Origin of the sequence: uncultured Thiodictyon sp., assembly GCF_903828115.1 — a bacterium.
In the GTDB taxonomy this organism is placed as follows: domain Bacteria; phylum Pseudomonadota; class Gammaproteobacteria; order Chromatiales; family Chromatiaceae; genus Thiodictyon.
Window position 1 is genome coordinate 15,829 of the sequence record NZ_CAIKKU010000575.1, and the last position, 21,594, is coordinate 37,422.

Here is a 21,594-nt window from a genome sequence, read left to right on the forward strand (position 1 = left end):
GGCTAAGGCAGCACGCCCGGCGGGATAGGCTTACGTAGATGGAAGATGACGATCGAGGTGCCGGCAATGACCGCACCCTGGGGGTCGCGGATCTGGGCATAGGCCCGGTGGCTGCCGAAGTTGAGCCCCTGAAGGTTAAGTTGCGTACCCGCCGACTTCTCCACAGGGATGGCGACGTCGTCCAGGACCAACTCGATCTTGTGTCCTTCCATCAAGGGTGGGTCCAGCAGCAGGCTGACCGCCACCGTGTCCTCAGGCTGCCGCAGGGTCTTGTTGGTTTCCGGAGACAGGATCTCGAACGCTGAATAGGGTCCCGGTTTCGGCGCAGCCCCCGGAGGGGATACCGTCGAGTCGGCGGCGGCCGGCTTGGGCAACTTGAGCCCGATGGCCTGGGAGTCCGGCTCGCGGCGGTCGGAAAACTGAGTACGACCATCGGCGTCGACCCATTTAAAGACCTGCGCGGACGCGCCGATCGACATGAAGAAGATGAAAACCGGCAGTATCCTGATCATCGCCACAGGATAGTCGAGTCGGGCCTCTGACTCAACGTGGCGGCGGCACCCCGTGCGGGGCACCGCCGACGCGCCGGGCCGAGGCCCCGAGGTTCTAGAGGCTGTAATAGAGGTCGAACTCGACCGGATGGGTGGTCATACGCAGCCGCGTGACCTCGTGCATCTTCAACGCGATGTAGGCATCGATCAGATCATCGGTGAAGACCCCACCGGTGGTCAGGAACTCCCGGTCCTTGTCGAGCTCGGCAAGCGCCATATCAAGGGCATGGCATACGGTCGGGATGGCCTTTTCCTCCTCGGGCGGCAGGTCGTAGAGGTCCTTGTCCATCGGGTCGCCGGGGTGGATCTTGTTCTGAATCCCGTCGAGCCCCGCCATCATCATGGCCGCAAAGGAAAGGTAGGGGTTACCGGTGCAATCCGGGAAACGGACCTCGATCCGGCGGGCCTTGGGGCTGGACACATGCGGGATACGGATCGACGCCGAGCGGTTGCGGGCCGAGTAGGCGAGCATGACCGGGGCCTCGAAGCCGGGGACCAGCCGTTTGTAGGAGTTGGTGGAGGCATTGGTGAAGGCATTCAAGGCCCTGGCGTGCTTGATGATGCCGCCGATGTAGTAGAGCGCCATCTCGGACAGGCCGCCGTACTTGTCTCCGGAAAACAGGTTCACCCCATCCTTGCTGAGCGACTGGTGGACGTGCATGCCGGTGCCGTTGTCGCCGACCATCGGCTTGGGCATGAAGGTGACGGTCTTGCCCCAACCGTGGGCGACATTCCAGCACACGTACTTCTGAATCTGGTTCCAGTCCGCCCGTTTGACCAGGGACGTGAACTGGGTGCCGATCTCGCACTGACCCGCGGTCGCGACTTCGTGGTGATGAACCTCGACCGGCACACCCATCTCCTCGAGCGCCAGACACATGGCGGCGCGCAGGTCGTTCAGGGAATCGACCGGCGGCACCGGGAAATAGCCGCCCTTGACCCCGGGCCGATGCCCCATGTTGCCGTCCTCGAAGACGCGCTCGGAGTTCCACTCGGCCTCGTCCGAATCGACCTTGTAGAAGCACCCACCCATGTTCGCGCCCCAACGGACGTCGTCGAACACGAAAAATTCGAGCTCGGGGCCGAAAAAGGCGGTGTCGGCGATCCCGGTCGACTTCAGGTAGGCCTCGGCGCGCTTGGCGACGGAGCGCGGATCGCGCTCATAGCCCTGCATGGTGTTCGGCTCGAGGATGTCACAACGGATAATCAGGGTATTTTCGTCGGCAAAGGGGTCCATCACGGCGGTCGATGCCTCGGGCATCAACACCATGTCGGACTCTTGGATGCCTTTCCAACCCGCGATCGAGGACCCATCGAACATCTTGCCGTCCTTGAACATATCCTCGTCGACAAGCGACGCGGGCATGGACACATGCTGCTCCTTGCCCCTGGTATCCGTAAAGCGAAGGTCAACGAACTTGACCTCATGTTCTTTGATCATCTTCAGGACATCGGCCATCGAATCTACTCCAAATGCTGGCTGGATAAATTGGTGCGGCTCGCCGGGGAAGCGGCGAGGGGTGGTTTGGACTTGCCGCCGCCCGCGCCCGTGGGCAAGCGAGCCTAACAGGTCGACGCAAGCGCTGCACGTTCAAGCCGCCGGACGACCCGCCGACCGGGGTATGGACCCTTGGGGCAGGAGCCCGGGAATGGTCCAGCGCAGCGATCCGTCGCTAGGGTTAAGCACGATTCGCGCCAGCGGCAGCGTCGGCCGCGGACCCGCCCGGCGAGGGGACTCTCCCGGGGTAGCGGGTCTGGACACGAGGGGATCGCCCACCCGGCCCTTGTGCGACCCACCACCGGCGCCATCGGGACGCACGAATTCGACGCCCAGCGCCCGTTGCGGCAGCCACCCAGCCGCCCCGGATCACGGGGGCCGTTCGGTTGGCTCGCGGACGCCTTGGGAAGCGCACTGAAACGGACGGCGCCCTGCCTCGAACGCACAACGATGGTGCACTGACACGGTCGCGCATTTGGAATGACACCGAGTACCTGGGGGAGATCGGCGGGGCGGGCACAGGGGTTGCGCAATTCATGCCCCAACGTCGGGAATAGACGCGGCCGCAGCACTGCGAAGTAGTTCCAACCTGACCCGCATAACAGATATACTCTCAGCCTTATACTTCGCGAGCGCGGTAGGGGGTACAGCTTGAATCTCGAGCCGGTTGATGTTTCCAGCTTCCAAGGTCTCATTTTTGCGTTGCAGCGCTATTGGACGGCGCTCGGGTGTGTGATGGTACAGCCGCATGATATGGAGGTGGGCGCCGGCACCTTTCATCCCGCCACCTTTTTGCGGTCCATCGGACCGGAGCCCTGGCGTACGGCCTACGTGCAACCCTCACGCCGCCCCACCGACGGTCGTTACGGGGACAACCCGAACCGGTTACAGCACTACTACCAGTTTCAAGTCCTGCTGAAACCGGCACCGCTCGACATTCAGAACCTTTATCTGGATTCTCTGCGGTATCTTGGGATCGATCCGCTCGTGCATGACATACGGTTCGTCGAGGACAACTGGGAGTCGCCGACCCTTGGCGCCTGGGGGCTCGGCTGGGAGGTTTGGCTCAATGGCATGGAAGTGACGCAGTTTACCTATTTTCAACAAGTCGGTGGGCTTGATTGTCGGCCGGTCAGCGGTGAGATCACGTATGGCCTCGAGCGCATTGCGATGTACCTGCAGTCGGTCGAGAGCGTTTATGACCTGGTGTGGAGCCACTCCGAGTTCGGCCTCGTCACTTACGGGGACGTGTTCCATCAAAACGAGGTGGAGCAGTCGGCTTATAACTTCGAGAAGGCCGAGGTACCGGCGCTCCTGGCGGCGTTTGACGCCAGCGAACGGATCAGTCACCAACTCGTCGCGGACGGTCTGCCCCTGCCGGCGTATGAACAGGTGCTCAAGGCTTCCCACACCTTCAATTTGCTCGACGCGCGCGGGGCGATCTCTGTGACCGAACGACAGCGGTTCATCCTGCGTGTCCGCGCGCTCGCAAGAAACGTCGCGCGCGCCTACTACGAGCGCCGGGAATCCCTCGGGTTTCCGATGCTTAAGCCATGACTCTTGATACGGGCGCGCGCATGACCCAGGATCTTCTAATAGAAATCGGCACGGAGGAATTGCCTCCGGTCTCGCTCCAAGGCTTGGCAAAGGGCTTCGCCGACGGCATCAACAGCCAACTCACCGAGAATGGGATTGGCCATGGGCCGACCACTTCTTATTGCACTCCGCGGCGGCTTGCCGTACTGGTTGCGCAGGTCGAGACCCAGCAGGCGCAACGCACGATCACCCGGCGGGGTCCTGCCGTTGCTGCCGCCTTCGGCCCGGCGGGTCACCCAACCAAGGCGCTTGAAGGTTTTGCCCGCTCCTGCGGCGTCGCGGCATCGGACCTGGCACGTGAACAGTCAGACAAGGGGGAGTGGGTCGTCTTTCGGACGCTCGAGTCCGGACAGGCCACTGCGCGGTTGCTGCCGCGAATACTCGAGCAGGCCCTGGCAGGATTACCCGTGGCGAGACGCATGCGCTGGGGCACCGGCGATGCGGAGTTCGTCCGCCCGGTACACTGGATCTGTCTCGTCTTAGGCGATGAAGCCGTGTCGGCGCAAGTACTTGGGGTTCACGCGGGGACCGAGACCTTCGGGCACCGGTTCCACGCGCCAGGCCCACTGACGGTAACGCACGCGTCACTCTACCCACAGTTACTGCGGGAACGAGGCTTTGTCGAGCCATGTTTTGAACAGCGGCGCGCGCTCATCGTCGCGCAAATCCAACAACTCACGGCCACCCATGGCGTCACAGCGGACCTTCCGGCGGCACTGCTCGACGAGGTTACGGGGCTTGTGGAGTGGCCCACCGCGATCTTTGGGTCATTTGATGAGAGCTTCCTGTCGGTGCCCCCCGAGGTCCTCATTGAGACCATGGAGAAGAATCAGAAGTACTTCCCGGTTCGTGATATCAACGGGCGCTTGCAAGCACGGTTCATTGCCGTTTCCAACATCGAAAGCAAGTGTCCGGAACAAGTGATACAAGGCAATGAGCGGGTGATCCGGCCCCGGTTCGCGGATGCGCAATTTTTTTGGCGGCAAGGTCTGATTCAGCCGCTTGCGGCCAATTTCGAGCGTTTGGAGTCGATTGTCTTTCAGGATAAGCTCGGTTCGGTCGCAGACCGGTGTCGGCGCGTCGCAACTCTGGCCGGTTTGATCGCTGCCACGATTGGCGAAGACCCGGAGTTGGTGGCGCGCGCGGCGATGCTGGCCAAGTGCGATTTGGCGACCGCCATGGTCGCTGAGTTCCCGAGCCTTCAAGGGATCATGGGCCGCTACTACGCCGAGCACGCCGGCGAACCGTCGGCAGTCTGTGCCGCCATTGAAGAGCAGTATCTCCCGCGCCACGCGGGCGACACTCTGCCAACCAAAGGCTGCGGTCTGGTGCTTGCCCTGGCAGATCGCCTGGACCTGTTGGTCGGCTCTTTTGGTATCGGGCACCGGCCAACCGGAGCCAAGGACCCTTATGGCTTGCGACGCGCCTCCATCGCGGTGGTGCGCATTCTTGTGGAAACACCCTTGGACCTCGACCTCAACTCCCTACTGTTGGAGTCTGAGCGGAGTTTTAAATCCGGCGTCCTTAGCCCCGGGACGACCGACGAGGTGTTGGCCTATATCATGGGCCGCTTGGAAGGCTATTACCAGGAGCGTGGGGTGTTGCCGGATAGCGTGGCGTCGGTCATCGCCGCGGGAGGCGCCACACTCAGCCAACTAGACCGGCGGATTCGGGCCGTGCAGTCGTTCCGCAACCGGCCGGAAACCTTGGCCTTGGCGGGGGCCAACAAGCGAATAAGCAACATCCTCGCGAAGGCGGGGGTGTCATTTGATCGCGGGGCGCGGCCGAATCCGGACCTGTTTACCGATGACGCGGAGCACCAACTATGGAATAGAATCGAGGGGCTGGAACTGGCGACGGCACCGCTCATGCGCGAGTGCGATTTTGCGGGGATCTTGGAACAACTCGCGCAGTTACGCGATGACGTCGGCCGGTTCTTTGATCAGGTGATGGTGATGTGCGAGGATCGGTCGGTGCAAGATAACCGACTGCTGCTGTTGACGCGGCTACAGGCGTTGTTCTTGCAGGTGGCGGATATCTCCATGCTGCAAATGGCCTACACGCAGTTCCCTGAGCAATGATTGCCTGCCATGTCGCGTGAACGGTTCGTATTGCTTGACCGTGATGGAGTCATCAACGAGGACGCGGATGATTACATCCGCTGCGCGGCGCAATGGGTGCCGATACCGGGTAGTATGGACGCCATTGCGGCATTGACGCATGCCGGATTCCGGATTGCGATCGTGTCCAACCAATCAGGGCTCGCGCGAGGACTGTTTGATCTTGGCGCCTTGAACGCCATGCACCGGAAATTACACGACCTGGTCTCGCTACGGGGTGGTCGACTCGAGATGATCCTGTTCTGCCCGCACGGGCCAAGTGAAAACTGCGCTTGTCGCAAGCCGCAGCCGGGGCTTCTGCGCAGTGTCAGCGACCGCACTGGGCTTGACCTGCGCGGGGTACCGTTCATTGGGGATTCCATCAGCGACGTCCGCGCCGCAAGACAGGTCGGTATGAAACCGATGCTGGTGAAGAGCGGTAAGGGGCTGCGAACCTTAGGGCTGGGAACTGCAGAGTTGAAGGGCGTTCCTGTTTTTGAGGACTTAAGGGCAGCCACGGACGAACTGATTAACCACTGGTGCGATTCTTGACTCTGCTACGCTCGCTCGCTTACCAGGTCTTCCTTACGCTATCCGTTGCGCTGTTCGGCGGGGCCATTGCAATCGTTGGACCGTGGGTGCCGTTCCGGCTCCTCGCTAAGGTTGCACGGATTTGGGCACGGGCTAACCTGATTGCACTGAAATCCCTGTGCCGGTTGGATTATCGGATCGAGGGGCTGGAACACTTACCGACCTCGACGTGCATCGTCATGAGCAAGCATCAATCGGCCTGGGAAACCATCGCCCTGCGAGCGCTGCTGCCGGTTGAGCATAGCTGGGTTTTGAAGCGGGAATTACTCGACATACCAATCCTCGGAGCGGCGCTGCGCCGGTTTCGGGTTATTGCAATCGATCGTTCCGCCGGTCGCGCTGCCCTCAAACAACTGGTCACCGAAGGCCAGCGCTTGCTTGACACCGGGCATTGGGTGGTCATTTTTCCGGAAGGGACGCGGGTCCCACCCGGTGAACGGGCTCCCTATAACGTCGGCGGCGCCCTACTTGCACAGCGCAGCGGCTACCCGATCTTGCCGATAGCCCATAACGCGGGGGTATTCTGGGGCAGGCGAAGTCTGATTAAACGGGCGGGAACGATCCAACTCGTCATAGGGGAAAGTATCAACAGCACCGGCAAGAGCGCCCAGGAACTGAGCCGCGAAACGGAAAACTGGATTGAGGGTGTCGTCGCCGGCTTGCCGACACGCGCCGATTTTCAGGGCGGTCCTACGCAGCCCGGCTAGCCATCTGCCCGGACTCCTGCCACCGGGCGGTATGATCAGTGCCAGCTAAACATCAAGATGCTCCACATCAAGTGCATGCCGTTCGATAAATTCCCGTCGCGGCTCTACGTTATCTCCCATGAGTGTGGTAAAAATCTGGTCCGCCGCGACCGCGTCTTCTACCGTCACCTTGAGTAAGCGGCGCCCCTCCGGATTCATTGTCGTGTCCCACAACTGCTCCGGGTTCATCTCTCCCAGCCCCTTGTAGCGCTGCATACTATATCCACGCTGTGCCTCTGCCAGCAGCCAACGGATTCCGTCGCCGAGATCGATAATGTCCTTCCTGCGCTCCCCACGTGCCATGTGGGCACCGGGCTGCAGTAGACCCTCAACCTTCTCCCCAAATTCAGCGATTCGCTGATAATCCGCGGTGAGGAAGAAGTCGAGTGGGATTTGTTTGGTTTCCGGAATCCCATGTATCAGGCGAGTTAATTTCAGAAAGCTCGCCTTTTGGGATTCCCGTTGTTCATAGGTCAAGACAAATCGGAGCGACGAATGGGCCAGGTGCGGTTCATTGAGACACTGCGCAAGGCCGCGGCACCAGGTTGCCATAGCCTCGGAATCCTGGAGATTCAAGGAATCGAGTCGCGGGCTGCGGACCAATTCATGGAGAAGGCTTGGATCATAGCGAGACGAGAGGCGGCGCGATATTCCCTCGAATATCTGATATTCGCGCGCCAGTGATTCCAAAGCGGTCGCCGCCAGCGCAGGTGCATCGGCAGCGACATACAGGGCTGCCTCATCGAGGGCCGCCTGCAGCATGGCGGCGTTGAGCTCCGCATCATCCAGAAGGTAATCTTCCTGCTTGCCTTTTTTGAGCTTATAGAGCGGCGGCTGGGCGATAAAGATATGCCCACGGTCGACCAACTCCGGCATCTGACGGTAAAAGAAGGTCAGTAAGAGCGTGCGGATGTGCGCACCGTCGACATCGGCATCGGTCATAATGATGATGCGATGGTAGCGTAAGTTCTCCGGATTATACTCATCGCGCCCGATGCCGCAGCCAAGCGCGGTGATCAGGGTCCCGACCTCTGCCGAAGATAGCATCTTGTCGAACCGCGCCTTCTCGACGTTGAGTATTTTCCCCTTCAGTGGCAGGATAGCCTGAAAGCTGCGATCCCGACCTTGCTTTGCCGATCCGCCTGCGGAATCGCCCTCTACCAGGTAAAGCTCTGATTTTGAAGGATCCTTTTCTTGGCAATCGGCGAGTTTTCCCGGCAGACCGGCGATATCCAAGACACCCTTGCGTCGGGTCATTTCCCGCGCCTTCCTTGCAGCCTCTCTTGCGCGCGCCGCGTCGAGCATCTTCGCAGCGATAATTTTCGCTTGGGCGGGCTGCTCCTCTAGAAAGGCATTGAAGTGGTCTACCACCAGCGATTCGACGGAAGCCTTCACCTCCGATGAGACGAGCTTTTCCTTCGTTTGCGACGAAAACTTCGGATCGCTGAGCTTGACCGACAGTACGGCCGTCAGACCCTCCCTGGCGTCGTCGCCGATTGCCTTGATCTTCTGTGTCTTCTCCAATCCCTCCCGCTCAATATAGCCATTGAGCGTTCTCGTTAACCCGGCGCGAAAACCGGCCAAATGGGTTCCGCCATCGCGCTGAGGTATATTGTTGGTGAAACAGAATATCGTTTCCTGAAATCCCTCGTTCCATTGGAGAGCCAGTTCCAAGGCGATACCCGCGCGTTCAGCGGAGAAATAGATGACGCTCGGATGGATCGGGGTCTTATTTCGGTTCAGGTAATCAACAAATGCACGAATCCCGCCCTGGTAATCGAAAGTATCCTGCCGACCACTCACCTCTTCAGAAAGTACGATCCGCACGCCGGAGTTCAAGAACGAAAGCTCGCGGAGCCGCTTGACGAGAATATCGTAGTGAAAATCGAGATTAGAGAAGATCTCAGATGATGGATAGAAACGGACATAGGTACCCGTCTCGGAAGCGTCGCCGATTTCACGAAGGGGATAAAGAGGCTCTCCCATCGCATATTCCTGGTCGTAGCGCTTGCCACCTCTTGCGATGCGTAGGATCAAGCGCTGCGAAAGCGCATTGACTACGGACACACCGACTCCATGGAGGCCCCCGGAAACTTTATAGGAATTGTCGTCGAATTTTCCGCCGGCATGCAACACGGTCAGGATGACCTCCGCCGCGGAACGGTTTTCCTCGGCGTGAATATCTACCGGAATACCCCGACCGTTATCGCTGACGCTAACAGATCCGTCACGATGCAAGGTGACGGTTATCTCGCTACAGTAGCCTGCCAGGGCTTCGTCGATGGAATTATCGACGACCTCAAAAACCATGTGATGGAGTCCGGTTCCGTCGTCTGTATCGCCGATATACATACCTGGGCGCTTGCGAACTGCGTCCAGACCCCGTAGAACCTTTATATTCGTTGAATCGTATGTCATGGCAGTGTCTGGTCTCGCAAGATAGTGGGCCTGGGACAACCAAGCGGTCGAGCCTAAAAGGACTCAGAAAGGTCGTTCGCACCGTCCTAGATGCCGGCCGATGGGGCAATTATACCCGATCGTAGGGATCTGTTTTGCAGCGTAGGGCGCGCCGTACACAGAGTTTAGCTAAAGCCGATCATCATGACAGGTCAACCACCGCCCCGCGTTCCACGTGGAACAATCGCGTGTCGGGCGGAAGATTTGTTTTCGCCAGCGCGTCCATATCCCCCACCCGCGTATACAAGCACTGTCCGCCGGTAGAACGAAAGAGGCTACATAGGATTGCGCACGAGCGACTATCAAGCTCTGCCCAAAGGTCGTCAAGCAACCAAACCGAACCATAGCCCAGTCGACCGACCTGCACTCGCTCAAACGCCAACTGCAAGAGGCACACCACGATCTTGGTCTGTCCGCGAGACATCGGAAGCTCGCCATCCCGGTTCCGCAACGCGAAATCCGCCCGGTGAGGCCCAACCCGGGTGTAACCGGATATCTGTTCCCCGCCGGCATCCGCAGCGACCGCGTCACCGAGTTCCACCCCCTCCGGCCAGCCAGACCGAAACGTCAATGTTGCTCCATCTAGAAACGAGAAACCTGCCGCATGCGCCGAAAAAGCCTTGCCTAGATCGCTGAATAACCCCTTTCTCGCATGATCGAGGTCAACCCCCAACCGAACAAACTCTTGGTCCCACAGCGGGCGACCGCGAGCCCCCGAGCGCAGCCAGGCATTTCGCTGCTCCAGAACCCGCTTGAACGCCCTTAGGACCTCAGCCCCACGCTGTTCCACGTGGAACAAATTAAGATCAAGGAAGCCTCGCCTTACCGCTGGCTCACCTTCAAAGAGCCGACCGGCACCCTCCCCGATCAGCCGCACGACAAACCACTTAGCGAAATCCGCCCCGTCGCCAACCATGACGCCCTTCACGTATCGCGCCCTAACGGCCTTCTTCCGAAGATACGCTAACTGCCAAACCGCGTCCTCGCCTCCTTCACGGACATCCCCCACCACTCTCGTCACTTCCTTGCCTAGGGACGTCAGGTCACCACTCCTTCGCCCTCTAAAACTCTTGCCCCGCGCCAACAAATACACTGCCTCCAACACCGACGTCTTCCCAGACCCGTTGGCCCCGATAAAAAGCGAGCACGGCCCTCGGACATCCACCTCCGTGTGCTCGATATTCCTGAGCCCGTCGATCCTCAGCAGTTCTACACTCGCGCTGCCCATCGTTCCACCTACCGCCTAAAGCCGCATCGGCATGACGACGTACGTCTCACTGACCGCGCCAACGCCGCGCCAAAGAGAACTACTGCTCCCATCGTCGAAATGAACCTCCACCTGACCGGTGTCAACCGCCGCGAGGAGATCCGCCAAATAGGCGACGTTGAAGCCGATCACGGTCGACTCACCGCCATAGTCCAGTTCCATCTCCTCCACCGCCTCTTCCTGCTCGGGATTATGCGCGACAAGCCTCAACACCCCCGCTTCGAACGACACCCGCAAGCCGCGATACTTCTCATTCGAGAGAATCGCCGTACGGGATAGCGCCTTCTTCAGCACTTCCCGATCCGCGACCGCTACCTTGGACAGTCCGGCCGGGATCACCCTGCCGTACTCAGGATACCGACCGTCAACGAGCTTCGACGAACACACCGAATCTCCCAGAACGAATCGTATCAACCGCTCCCCGATCTCAATCCGAACCAAATTTGAACCAAAGCTCAGTTGTCTCCTCAGTTCATTCACCGTCTTGTACGGAATGATCACGGCCCGACTCTCGGGAACACCAAGCGCACAGGCATGGGCATAGCATGCGAGTCGGTGGCCGTCCGTCGCCACGGCCCGCAGGCCTGACTCATCGAGTTCAAGCAACAAGCCGTTCAGATAATACCGAACGTCCTGCTGTGCCATCGCAAACGCCGTCTTCTCGAAAATTCGCTTTAAAATCCCTTCTTCAATCTCGATCACAAGTTCAGGCGAAACTGCCTCCATCAACGGGAAATCCTGCGCCGGCAAGGTTCCCAATACATATCGCCCGCGCCCCGCCGTCAATACACAGCGATCACCAGCTATCTTTAGGCGCACCTCCGAACCGTCCGCAAGGGAACGGACAATATCTCCCAGCTTTCGCGCCGGCACGGTCCCTTCGCCTTCCTCCATCAGATCCGCAGCGCAGCGCGACCGGATCTCGATTTCCATATCCGTTCCGACGATTATCAACCCCCCCTCCTGTGCACGTAACAGCAGGTTGCCCAAGATCGGAAGCGTCTGGCGTCGCTCGACGACCGCCACGACCCGACTCAACACCGGCAGGAGTTCTTCCCGCCCAATCTGCACATCCATACCGAGGCCCCTCTTAACAAGAGTAGAAAATATATAATAGTCTGTAGTTATAAGGACTGTGGAAATGTGTGCTACACATTTTTCTCCAAAGGTATCAGTACACTGCAACAATGCAGGGGTACTCTAAGGCGCTGATCAACCTGTGGACAACTGCCCCGCGGAATCTCCTCCGGATACCATACCCAGGTTATCCACAGTTAGGATGACAGGCTTCTCAACAAATTCTTGAAATCCTCCTCAACTGCCGGATCGCTATCCCGAAGTTCCCGAATTTTCCGCGTCGCATGGAGCACTGTAGTATGATCCCGACCGCCGAACGCACTGCCGATTTCCGGCAGACTGTGTTTCGTCAGTTCCTTAGCCAAGGCCATCGCAATCTGACGCGGCCTGGCGATTGAACGACTGCGCTTGGCCGACAGCAGGTCCGTGCTGCGAACCTTGAAATATTCACAAACTGTCTTCTGAATACTGGCGATGGTCACCCGCTTGTCTTGTGCCGCCAACATGTCCCGTAGGGTCTCTTTGGCAAACTCTACGGTGATCGCCCGGCCGGTAAACTGGGAATTCGCTACGAGCCGCCGCAGCGCTCCTTCCAGTTCTCTGATATTGGAACGGATGCGTCGGCCAACGAAGAACCCGACATCTTCCGGGAGCACAATGCCGAACTGGCTTGCCTTACTCTGGAGGATGGCGACGCTTGTTTCCAGGTCGGGAGGCTCGATCGAGACCGTCAGCCCCCACCCGAATCGGGACTTCAGACGCTCTTCAAGGCCGACAACCTCCCGAGGAAAGCGATCACTCGAGAGGACGATCTGTTGCCGGGACTCAAACAGCGCGTTAAACGTATGAAAGAATTCCTCCTGTGAACGTTCCTTACCAGCAAAAAACTGTACGTCGTCGATCAGTAAGGCGTTCAGGGAACGGTAGGTCTTCTTGAACTCGTCGATTCGGTTGTGCTGTAAGGCGCGAATCATCTCCGCCACAAACCGCTCCGAGTGCAGATAGGTCACTTTCGCGTTCGGGTTGCTCTCCAGCAGCATGTTGCCGACCGCGTGCATCAAGTGCGTCTTGCCCAGCCCAACACCGCCGTAGATAAACAATGGATTGTAGGCAACACCGGGATTTTGGCTGATCTGAATTGATGCTGCCCGTGCCAGTTGATTTGACTTCCCCTCCACGAAACTGGCAAAGCTGAATTCTGGATTGATGTTTGCTTCCGCGCGCCGCTCGCTCAGAACCGAGGGCTGCATCCTGATCGCGGAGGAACCCGATCCCGGCGTGCCCGCCGGGCGATCGAGCCCGCCGACATCGAATCTCAACTGGGTAATCGTTCCCTCGCTCGTGTGGCGACATAATTCAAGCAAACGTTGTTCATAATGCTGCCGCGCCCAGTCCTGCACAAACTTATTGGGTGCCAGCAAACGCAGCAGCTCGCCTTCGCGTTGCGCCTGCAACGGCAGAATCCAGGTGTTGAACTCGGCTGCCGTCAATTCCCCTTTCAGTCTTTGCACACAATCCTGCCAAGGATCCATAGCTTCCCCCAGTGACTATTTTGAAACCGATATTACCCTCGACCCGGTCGCCGCGCCCGCGCAGTGCCGACCAGTGATCGCTACCGGTAGTGTTGCGGCCCGCCCGGCGGCCCGACCCGAGCGAGCAGTATGGCGCAGTCTAGCGCCCCGTTCCGGAGTTATCCACAACGCTCGCACCGCCGGGAAGCTGCTAATGTCGTTGACACGGACGAGCAAACCGATTATGTTCCTACGTCTTTTTCCCGACGTCTGCGAAGACGTCGCCTAGCTTCTCGCAGAGACTTTCGTCATGAAACGCACCTTCCAACCGAGCCGCATCAAGCGCGCCCGTACCCACGGATTCCGCGCACGGAGCGCCACACGCAACGGCCGCAAGGTCCTCAGCGCCCGCCGCGCGAAGGGGCGTGTACGTTTAGCCCCCTGAGCTCCATCCCGGCCGGCACGCCTTCGTCGGAACACTCAGCCACCCTCGCTGAGTCGCCAGCGGCCAACCGCCGCTTTGAAAAATCGTCACGGTTGCGTGAGGCCGGGCAGTTCAAGCGTGTCTTCGCTAAGCCACAGCGCTTCGACGCGGCTGGGTTCGTGGTCGTCGCCAGGGCCAATGGGCTGGGCCGGGCGCGACTTGGGCTCGCAATTTCAAAGCGATGTTGTGCCCGTGCGGTCGATCGTAACAAATTGAAGCGCATCGCCCGCGAGAGCTTTCGCGCTCTCGTGAACCGCCTGCCCGCGGTCGATATTGTGGTGCTGTGCGCGTCGAAGGCGAAGCGGCTCACTAATCCTGAGCTGTTTTCAGGTTTGGACCGTGCGTGGCACACGCTGTTAGGCAAAATATGGGTCGACTCTTGATTCTACTGATTCAATTTTATCAGGTGGTGATCAGCCCACTGATCGGCCCCCATTGCCGGTTCTACCCAACCTGCTCCCACTACACGATTGGGGCTATTGAGCGCCACGGTGTTTTCAAGGGACTCTATCTGGGAGTGCGCCGCCTCTCCAGATGCCATCCCTGGCATCCCGGCGGGCTTGACCCGGTTCCACCTAAAAAGCAGTAATTCCAATGGAAAACTTCCGCCTGGTCCTTATCGTTTCGCTGGCCGCCGTCTTGCTGCTCATCTATCAGGCATGGGTGCATGACACTGGCCAGGTCAGCAAGGGCCCTGCCGTCACATTGTCGGAGTCCCAGACGACGCCGACTGGGGCACATACCCCTCAGATCCCAGTCGTGCCGACAGATTCCGCACCTGGCCGGATCGGCGTCCGGTCCCCTGGGGCTCAGGTTGGCCCGACCGGGGGACAGGTGATTACCGTCGAGACGGACGTATTGCGCGCGGAGATCTCGCTGCGCGGCGGGACTATCTCCAGTGCATGGCTTCTCGATTACCCGGTGTCCCCCGAGGACCAAACGGATAAGGTTCGGCTGCTGAAGCCAGAGCCGCCCAATTTTTTTGTCGCGGAGTCAGGCCTGATCCCGATCGGTACCAGTGCCGACGCGCTGCCTGGCTATGATGCGGTTTTTTCCAGTGAGTCCCGGGACTATCGGCTCGGGGCCGATCAGTCGACGTTACCGGTCGAGTTGACCTGGACCAACGATGCGGGCATCAAGGTCCGTAAAAGCCTGCTTTTCAAGCGGGGCAGTTATCTGGTGGAGACCAGCCAGGAGGTTGTGAACGCGACGGATAAACCGTTGGTGGCGCGGGAATATACCCAACTGCAGCGGACTGAATATCAGGACCCGAACGCATCACGTTTTATCAGCACCTACACTGGCGGTGTTTATTACAGTCCGGTAGACAAGTACAAGAAGGTCCCCTTTGCCAATTTTAAGGACAGTAAGGACGCACAGGGGCAAAAGCTCTACGGTCAGGTAAGTGACGGTTGGATCGCGATGATTCAGCATTATTTCCTGGCTGCCTGGATCCCGCCACGCGGGGTGGAAGAGAGCTTCTACACTAACGTTCTGGATGGGAATCGCTACGTCATCGGGCAGTTTTCACCCGCCGTGACGATTGCGCCCGGTGCCACTCAGGCCTTCCCAAATCAGCTTTTTCTCGGACCGAAACTGCCGGACGCGCTCGACAAGATCGCACCCGGCCTGGGGCTTACCGTCGACTACGGTTGGTTGACCGTGATTGCCCAACCGATTCACTGGCTCCTGGATCAGATCTACGGCGTGGTCGGGAACTGGGGATGGTCGATCATCGTGCTGACCATCCTGATCAAGCTCGCCTTCTACAAGTTGTCCGAGACCAGTTATAAGTCCATGGCGAACATGCGCCAGTTGACCCCGCGGATGGCGGCGCTGAAGGATCGCTATGGGGACGACAAGGAGCGGTTGAATCAGGCCATGATGGAACTGTACAAGACCGAGAAGATCAATCCGCTCGGTGGCTGTCTGCCGATCGTTGTGCAGATTCCAGTCTTTATCGCGCTGTATTGGGTGTTGCTGGAAAGTGTCGAGTTGCGTCAGGCGCCCTTTATCCTGTGGATCGATAATCTGTCCGCGCCCGATCCCTACTACGTGCTGCCCCTGATCATGGGCGTTTCCATGTTCGTGCAGTCGAAGCTCAACCCGGCACCGCCGGACCCGATGCAAGCGAAGATCATGATGAGCTTGCCGTTCATCTTCACGGTGTTTTTCGCCTTCTTCCCGTCGGGCTTGGTGCTTTACTGGACCGTAAATAACGTCCTGTCCATTGCGCAACAGTGGCACATTACCCGCAACCTGGAAAAGGAAACGGCCAAACGCAAGCGGTGATCGACGATTCCGGTCGGCCGGGAACAGGGCGTGAGCGCTGACACCATTGTTGCCATCGCCACGCCCCCCGGCGTGGGCGGCATCGGTGTGATTCGCATCAGTGGCCCGGGGGTAAAAAAAATTTCTCGAGCCATGCTTGGGCGATTGCCCAAGGCGCGCCGCTCCTGCCTATGCTCCTTCCTCGACTCCTCGGGCCAACCGATCGATCAAGGCCTGGCGATTTTCTACCGCGGTCCTGCTTCCTTCACGGGCGAGGATAGCCTTGAACTCCAAGGCCATGGCGGCCCCGTCGTCCTGGACCTACTGCTGAGCCGCTGTCTTGAACTCGGCGCACGCCTGGCCCGCCCAGGCGAATTCACCCAACGCGCCTATCTCAACGGCAAACTCGATCTGATTCAGGCCGAAGCCATCGCCGACCTGATTGAAAGCTCCACCTCGCTGACGGCGCGATTGTCGATCCGCAGCCTCCAAGGGGTCTTCTCGACGCGCATCCGTTGCATGGTCGATCAGTTGATCCACCTGCGGACCTGTCTCGAGGCAACACTCGACTTTCCCGAGGACGACATCGATCCTCACTCCCGGGGACAGATCCGCCTCGATCTCACCGAGCTACTGGCCAGCGCACGCCTAATCCTTACCGAAGCCCATCAAGGAGAGCGGATCCGCGACGGCCTGACCGTCGTCATCGCCGGCCGTCCCAATGCCGGCAAGTCGAGCTTGCTCAACGCCTTATTGCAATATGATGCGGCCATCGTAAACCCGGTGCCCGGCACGACCCGCGACCTGCTGCGGTGCGATATGCAGATCGATGGGCTGCCAGTGAAGCTCATCGATACCGCGGGTATCCGTGAGACCACGGAACCGGTAGAACTCGAAGGTGTGCGGCGCGCCTGCCGACAACTCGATCACGCGGACCTGATCCTCTGGGTCTACGATACCAGACTGGGACTTGAACCAAATGAACTGCGCGAACTCCCCCCAGCGATCCCGGTAACACTGATACGCAATAAGATCGATCTGGCACTGCCGGGCGATGATTCGCCTATCCCCAAAGACGTGCCCGTTATACCCCTCTCGGCCCTGACCGGACGCGGCCTCGCCGAATTACGCCAACATGTGAAGTCAAAGGCTGGGGTCGACGGGATCGGCGAGGGCTCATTTGTCGCGCGCCGTCGGCATCTGGACGCCTTACGCCGTGGTCTGGACGCCATGCAACGCGCCGCCCACGCATTGGACAGCGGCATTGGAGTTGAAGTCGTTGCGCTGGAATTGCTCGAGGCGCAGCGAGCCTGCGGGGAGATCACCGGGGAGGTCACACCAGACGACCTGCTCGAGCGCATCTTCTCCAGCTTCTGCATCGGCAAGTAGTATTGATACAAATCCTTTTAAGATGCCCGACGCCGCCGTGGGTGGAAGCGGCGGACCTCTTGCGCAAGCCGCTCCTGATCCCGGTTGCCGCGCTTTGCCATATAGCGCCCGCTGACATACAGCGACAGGATACGCCCCACCTGGGCCGCGAGATCCGGCCGGGCCGCGACCACGCGGCGTCCGAAGTCCCGCGGGCCTTCGCTCGCCGCTCTCGTCAGGCCGATCGCCGCTAACCGGGCGCAAAAATGCGAATAATCGCGCGTGCCCGGGTCCATCGGCTGCGCCTGTCGCATGAGTGCAAACAGCACCAGGCCCATCACCAATGAGCCGGAGGAGACCATCATGGCCGCCAGGGCGAACTGACCGTAGTCGCGCAGTCCCAACTCGTCGAGGAACTGGTCCTGACGATCGCTGGAGAAGTCCAGCACGGTCTCCTGCCACACCGCATCCAGACTATCGGCCAGGTTACGCAGTTGTCGGATGGTCCGGCCGAAGGCCCCCTGCGGGTCGACCTGGAAGCGCAGCGGGGCGGCCGCCCCGAGTAGCCGGGAGGCACCCTGATTGTCGATCCGCGACGGCGCAACCGCGCTCGTCGGGTCTACCCGCACCCAGCCGCGCCCCTCGATGGCGACCTCCACCCAGGCGTGCGCGTCGGACTGCCAGATCATATGATAGCCGCCGATGCGATTGGGTTCTCCGCCCAGATACCCGAGCACCACCCGCGACGGCACCCCGGCGATACGCATCAGGAGTGCGAAGCTGCCGGCGTAGTGCTCGCAGAAGCCGCTGCGGGTCACGAACAGGAACTCATCCCAGGTGTTGGCCCCGAGTCTTGGCGGCACCAGGGTGTAGTGGAAATCCTCGCGCGCAAAATAGGCAAGACCGGACTGCACCAGGTCCCAATCGGAATCGGCGGTGCGCCCCCACTCGGCCACCAGCGCCCGCTCGCGTCCGCTGACGGACGACGGTAATCGCAGGGCGTACTGCCGCTCGGCCGCGGGTGGGTCCGCGGTCCGGTAGCGCAGGGCGGAGCGCGCACGGTAGCGCTTGGCCGTGGTCAGTGCCGTCGTGGCGGTCAACGTAAAGGCCGGACCGAGAATGGTATCGGCCGGGTATGCAACGGGTAGGTCCAACGCGAATAACCAACGCTGTTGGGACGCCTCCAGTACCACCTCGTAGTCGAGCAGTTCCTCCGCCAGGCTCGGTTGCGGTCCAACCATCCAGTGCGGCGGGTCGCGCCCCGGCGACCAGCGGCGATCGTCAACCTCCCACAACACCAGACCGCGCCAGTAGAGCCGTGCCGGAGCAGGCGGGGGTTGCTGGAAGCGGGCGCGAAACGCCAGCTCGCCATTGACCACCAGCTCACTGACTGAACCAGGCTCCATGGTTTCGCTCATCCCCATGGTCCCCCGGTCACGCTCTAGGCCCAGGCTCCACAGTGGCGTGCTCAGGCGCGGAAAGAGCAGGAACAGCACCAGCGTCAGGGGCACGGCCTGAAGTACGACCTGAACGGTGACCCGTACGGTCCGGTGCAGCGGCGCGGTCCCCAAACCGCCGTTGAGGTCGACCAGGAGGGCGACGACCATGATCGCCACCAGGCCCAGAAAGAGCGTCAGTCCGATCCCCTGCCCGAACAGGAACTGCACCACGATCAGCAGGCCCAGCACGATTGCGACGATCCGGTGGTCGCGCCGGTCCCGTAGTTCCAGGAGCTTCACGGCCAGCATGGTCACCAACAGGGCGGTGCCGCCGACCTTGCCCACCAGGCTGTGGTTGATGAGCACACAGTTCAGCACCCCGACCAACGTCAAGGCCAATAGGGACCAAGTGCCCGGGGTGGCGGCCGGCCAGCGCAGGGCCGCGAGCCGCAATCCAAGCATCAGTGCGCAGAAGACCGACACCTGCCACGCCAGATGGGGGGCGAGCGGCAGATACGCGGCCGCCGCCGTCAGGGTGACCGCGAGGGTCTGGTGGCGCTCGGGCCGCGCGTCGATCGGGTTAGGCTTGCGCTTGCCCGTGATTAATCGCATGGGTCGTCGCCTGGTTCATCGGCCGCCGGTTTTCTTCATGCCCACCGAGCCCCTGCTCGAACAGGGCAAGGGTGCGTAGGCACCGCTCGCGATGCGCCAGCCCGAGGTCGAGGCCGATCTGCACCCCGGGCAGGCGCATGCCGAAACGCAGGTTGGACCGGGCGGCGTCCAGCAGCTGCCGGGTCAATAGGCTGATCCGCTCCTCCAGCCCGGGCGCGGCGACCCGCGCCCAATCGATCCAGACATCCAACCCCTCGTCCCCGCCAAACTGCTTGACGATCAGGCCGCGTTCGCGCGCCAGGGCCTTCCAGTCGACGTGTCGGGGGGAATCCCCATAGCGATAGGCGCGCGGTCCCAGGTACTCGTCACTGCCCTCGCCACCGCGCAGCGCCGGGCGCCGCCCGCGACCGGGGTCCGGCGCGGGCGGCGGTGCCGCCGGTGCCGGATGGGGATACACCAGACAACTGGCCTCGGTCTGCGCAAAGCACCAGGCGCGAAACAGGTGCATCGGGTGCCGGGTCTCGACCTGCACCTCGGGCAGCGCCAGCAGCCCGCGTTTTCGCGTCGGGACACTGAGGACGACCACCTGCTGCTCCCTGGCACCGAGAAAGACCGGGGTCACGGGATCCAGCCCGCCAACCAGGCGTAGATCAAACCGGGGTCCGGCGCGTTCGTTGCGCAGCGTGACCTCGAACTGGGCCGGGCTCCCGGCGAATACGGCTGGTCCCGGTCGCGCCCCGATCGCCAGTCCGAGCAGATTGAACCAGCAATGGTGCATCGCCACCAGTCCCGTCGCGGCGAGGAAAAAGGCGAACAACAGCCCCAGGTTGTTCTGATAGTTCAGTGATCCCATGAGCATCAGAAAGACCGCCCCCCCGTACCAGAGCCCGGTCGGGGTCGGCAGGATATAGATCCGGCGAGCGGCGATGCGCGCGCTCCCGTCGGTGCCGACTGGTTCGCGGCGCAACAGCGCTTGAAATCGGCGACTCAGGTTCATGGCACCGGGACCGATGACAGGATCAGGGTCGCCACCTCGTCGTGGTCCAGGCGGCCGCTGCCGTCGCCGCTGACCAGCCGGTGGATACAGCAGGACGGCAGGACCGCCTGGAGGTCCTCCGGCAGCACATAGGCACGGTCCTCGAGCAGCGCCCAAGCCTTGGCGGCCCGCAACAGGCCGACCCCCGCCCGGGGCGAGAGTCCATGCACGAAGCGCTCGCTGCGCCGGGTAAACTGCAGGATGGCGAGACAGTAATCGATAATCGAAGCCGCGGCATGGACCTGGGTGACCAACGCCTGCAGCGCGGCCAGCTCGCCGACGGACAAGACCGGTGCCTGGTGCTCCACCATGATCCGCCGATCCTCCCCGGCCAGCAGGACCCTTTCCTGGTCGGCGGGCGGATAGCCTAAACGGATGCGCATCAGAAAGCGGTCGAGTTGGGACTCCGGCAGCGGAAAGGTCCCGATCTGGTAGGACGGGTTCTGGGTCGCAATCACGAAGAAGGGCTCCGGCAATTGCCGGGTCTCCCCATCCACGGTCACCTGTCGCTCCTCCATCGCCTCGAGCAGGGCGCTCTGGGCCTTCGGCGTCGCGCGGTTGATTTCATCGGCGAGCACCAATTGGGCGAACACCGGACCCGGGTGAAAGCGGAAGCGTTCGTGCTCACGTTCGTAGACCGATACCCCGATCACGTCCGCCGGCAGCAGGTCGCTGGTGAACTGGATGCGCGAGTATTGCAGCCCTAGCAATCGCGCCAGCAGGTGCGCGAGCGTGGTCTTGCCGACCCCCGGCAGGTCCTCGATCAGGAGGTGGCCCCGCGCCAGCAGGCAGGCGAGCGCCAGGCGCAGCTCCCGCCCCTTGCCCAGGATGATGCGCCCCGCCGCGTCCAGCACCCGTTGTGTCAGGTTGGTCGCCAAGGGCCGGATGGGTGCCGGTGCGGACCCTCTCACGCGCGCCCCGGCGCGGCGTCCGAACCCCGGCGCTCAGGGGATCGAGGCACAGGAAAATCGCGATAATCCATGGTTTTGGG

The 21,594-nt window shown here is 60.9% G+C and carries 18 protein-coding genes; 9 read left to right on the top strand and 9 right to left on the bottom strand.

Features of this window, described 5'->3' with window-relative positions; translation table 11 throughout:
* Positions 1–2: 2 nt before the first annotated feature.
* Together QZY48_RS21700 and glnA are read right to left on the bottom strand one after the other, a co-directional pair.
* Positions 3–512: a DUF4124 domain-containing protein gene (locus tag QZY48_RS21700; RefSeq protein ID WP_295435106.1), complete on the bottom strand. Its 510-nt coding sequence runs from the start codon at positions 510–512 to the stop codon at positions 3–5.
* A gap of 94 nt (positions 513–606) precedes the next feature.
* Positions 607–2,010, bottom strand: coding sequence for a glutamate--ammonia ligase (glnA, locus tag QZY48_RS21705; RefSeq protein WP_295435063.1), 1,404 nt, complete (start codon positions 2,008–2,010; stop codon positions 607–609).
* 690 nt (positions 2,011–2,700) lie between these two features.
* Here glnA and glyQ point away from each other — a divergent pair.
* Genes glyQ through QZY48_RS21725 form a run of 4 tightly spaced genes read left to right on the top strand, consistent with a single transcriptional unit; the run spans position 2,701 to position 7,042 of the window.
* Complete coding sequence (gene glyQ, locus QZY48_RS21710) at positions 2,701–3,606, top strand: glycine--tRNA ligase subunit alpha (RefSeq protein ID WP_295435064.1); 906 nt, start codon at positions 2,701–2,703, stop codon at positions 3,604–3,606.
* On the top strand, positions 3,603–5,726 hold the full coding sequence (gene glyS, locus QZY48_RS21715) for a glycine--tRNA ligase subunit beta (RefSeq protein ID WP_295435066.1): 2,124 nt from the start codon (positions 3,603–3,605) through the stop codon (positions 5,724–5,726). The genes glyQ and glyS overlap by 4 nt, the downstream gene beginning before the upstream one ends.
* A 9-nt stretch (positions 5,727–5,735) precedes the next feature.
* The gene (gmhB, locus tag QZY48_RS21720; protein WP_295435067.1) at positions 5,736–6,296 is read left to right on the top strand and encodes a D-glycero-beta-D-manno-heptose 1,7-bisphosphate 7-phosphatase; all 561 of its coding nucleotides are present in this window, start codon (positions 5,736–5,738) and stop codon (positions 6,294–6,296) included.
* Positions 6,293–7,042: a 1-acyl-sn-glycerol-3-phosphate acyltransferase gene (locus QZY48_RS21725; RefSeq protein ID WP_295435070.1), complete on the top strand. Its 750-nt coding sequence runs from the start codon at positions 6,293–6,295 to the stop codon at positions 7,040–7,042. Before gmhB ends, QZY48_RS21725 begins: the two co-directional genes overlap by 4 nt.
* Positions 7,043–7,087: 45 nt before the next feature.
* On the opposite strand, the gene gyrB is transcribed toward QZY48_RS21725, so the two are convergent.
* From gyrB to dnaA, 4 genes are all read right to left on the bottom strand, one after another.
* Positions 7,088–9,499, bottom strand: a complete 2,412-nt coding sequence (gene gyrB, locus QZY48_RS21730; protein WP_295435072.1) for a DNA topoisomerase (ATP-hydrolyzing) subunit B — start codon at positions 9,497–9,499, stop codon at positions 7,088–7,090.
* Between the two features lie 181 nt (positions 9,500–9,680).
* A complete protein-coding gene (recF, locus tag QZY48_RS21735) occupies positions 9,681–10,766 on the bottom strand; it encodes a DNA replication/repair protein RecF (RefSeq protein WP_295435074.1) in 1,086 nt (361 codons plus the stop codon).
* A gap of 15 nt (positions 10,767–10,781) precedes the next feature.
* The gene (gene dnaN / locus QZY48_RS21740; protein WP_295435075.1) at positions 10,782–11,882 is read right to left on the bottom strand and encodes a DNA polymerase III subunit beta; all 1,101 of its coding nucleotides are present in this window, start codon (positions 11,880–11,882) and stop codon (positions 10,782–10,784) included.
* Positions 11,883–12,079: 197 nt separating this feature from the next.
* Positions 12,080–13,414, bottom strand: a complete 1,335-nt coding sequence (gene dnaA, locus QZY48_RS21745) for a chromosomal replication initiator protein DnaA (protein WP_295435077.1) — start codon at positions 13,412–13,414, stop codon at positions 12,080–12,082.
* Positions 13,415–13,703: 289 nt separating this feature from the next.
* Here dnaA and rpmH point away from each other — a divergent pair, with 289 nt between their 5' ends.
* From rpmH to mnmE, 5 genes are read left to right on the top strand one after another with little or no spacing between them, the layout of a single operon-like run.
* Complete coding sequence (rpmH, locus tag QZY48_RS21750; protein ID WP_100922234.1) at positions 13,704–13,838, top strand: 50S ribosomal protein L34; 135 nt, start codon at positions 13,704–13,706, stop codon at positions 13,836–13,838.
* Between the two features lie 5 nt (positions 13,839–13,843).
* Positions 13,844–14,260 carry a ribonuclease P protein component gene (rnpA, locus tag QZY48_RS21755; protein WP_295435109.1) on the top strand — a complete coding sequence of 139 codons (417 nt, stop codon included), beginning with the start codon at positions 13,844–13,846 and terminating at the stop codon, positions 14,258–14,260.
* Positions 14,245–14,466 carry a membrane protein insertion efficiency factor YidD gene (yidD, locus tag QZY48_RS21760; protein WP_295435079.1) on the top strand — a complete coding sequence of 74 codons (222 nt, stop codon included), beginning with the start codon at positions 14,245–14,247 and terminating at the stop codon, positions 14,464–14,466. The genes rnpA and yidD overlap by 16 nt, the downstream gene beginning before the upstream one ends.
* Positions 14,467–14,471: 5 nt before the next feature.
* Complete coding sequence (gene yidC, locus QZY48_RS21765; RefSeq protein ID WP_295435081.1) at positions 14,472–16,169, top strand: membrane protein insertase YidC; 1,698 nt, start codon at positions 14,472–14,474, stop codon at positions 16,167–16,169.
* 30 nt (positions 16,170–16,199) lie between these two features.
* Positions 16,200–17,537, top strand: a complete 1,338-nt coding sequence (gene mnmE, locus QZY48_RS21770) for a tRNA uridine-5-carboxymethylaminomethyl(34) synthesis GTPase MnmE (protein ID WP_295435083.1) — start codon at positions 16,200–16,202, stop codon at positions 17,535–17,537.
* A 17-nt stretch (positions 17,538–17,554) separates the two neighbouring features.
* On the opposite strand, the gene QZY48_RS21775 is transcribed toward mnmE, so the two are convergent.
* Genes QZY48_RS21775 through QZY48_RS21785 form a run of 3 tightly spaced genes read right to left on the bottom strand, consistent with a single transcriptional unit; the run spans position 17,555 to position 21,481 of the window.
* Entirely contained in the window at positions 17,555–19,567 is a 2,013-nt protein-coding gene (locus QZY48_RS21775) for a DUF3488 and transglutaminase-like domain-containing protein (protein ID WP_295435085.1), read from the bottom strand.
* Entirely contained in the window at positions 19,536–20,564 is a 1,029-nt protein-coding gene (locus QZY48_RS21780; protein ID WP_295435087.1) for a DUF58 domain-containing protein, read from the bottom strand. The genes QZY48_RS21775 and QZY48_RS21780 overlap by 32 nt, the downstream gene beginning before the upstream one ends.
* Positions 20,561–21,481, bottom strand: coding sequence for an AAA family ATPase (locus QZY48_RS21785; RefSeq protein ID WP_295435089.1), 921 nt, complete (start codon positions 21,479–21,481; stop codon positions 20,561–20,563). The genes QZY48_RS21780 and QZY48_RS21785 overlap by 4 nt, the downstream gene beginning before the upstream one ends.
* Positions 21,482–21,594 lie beyond the last annotated feature (113 nt).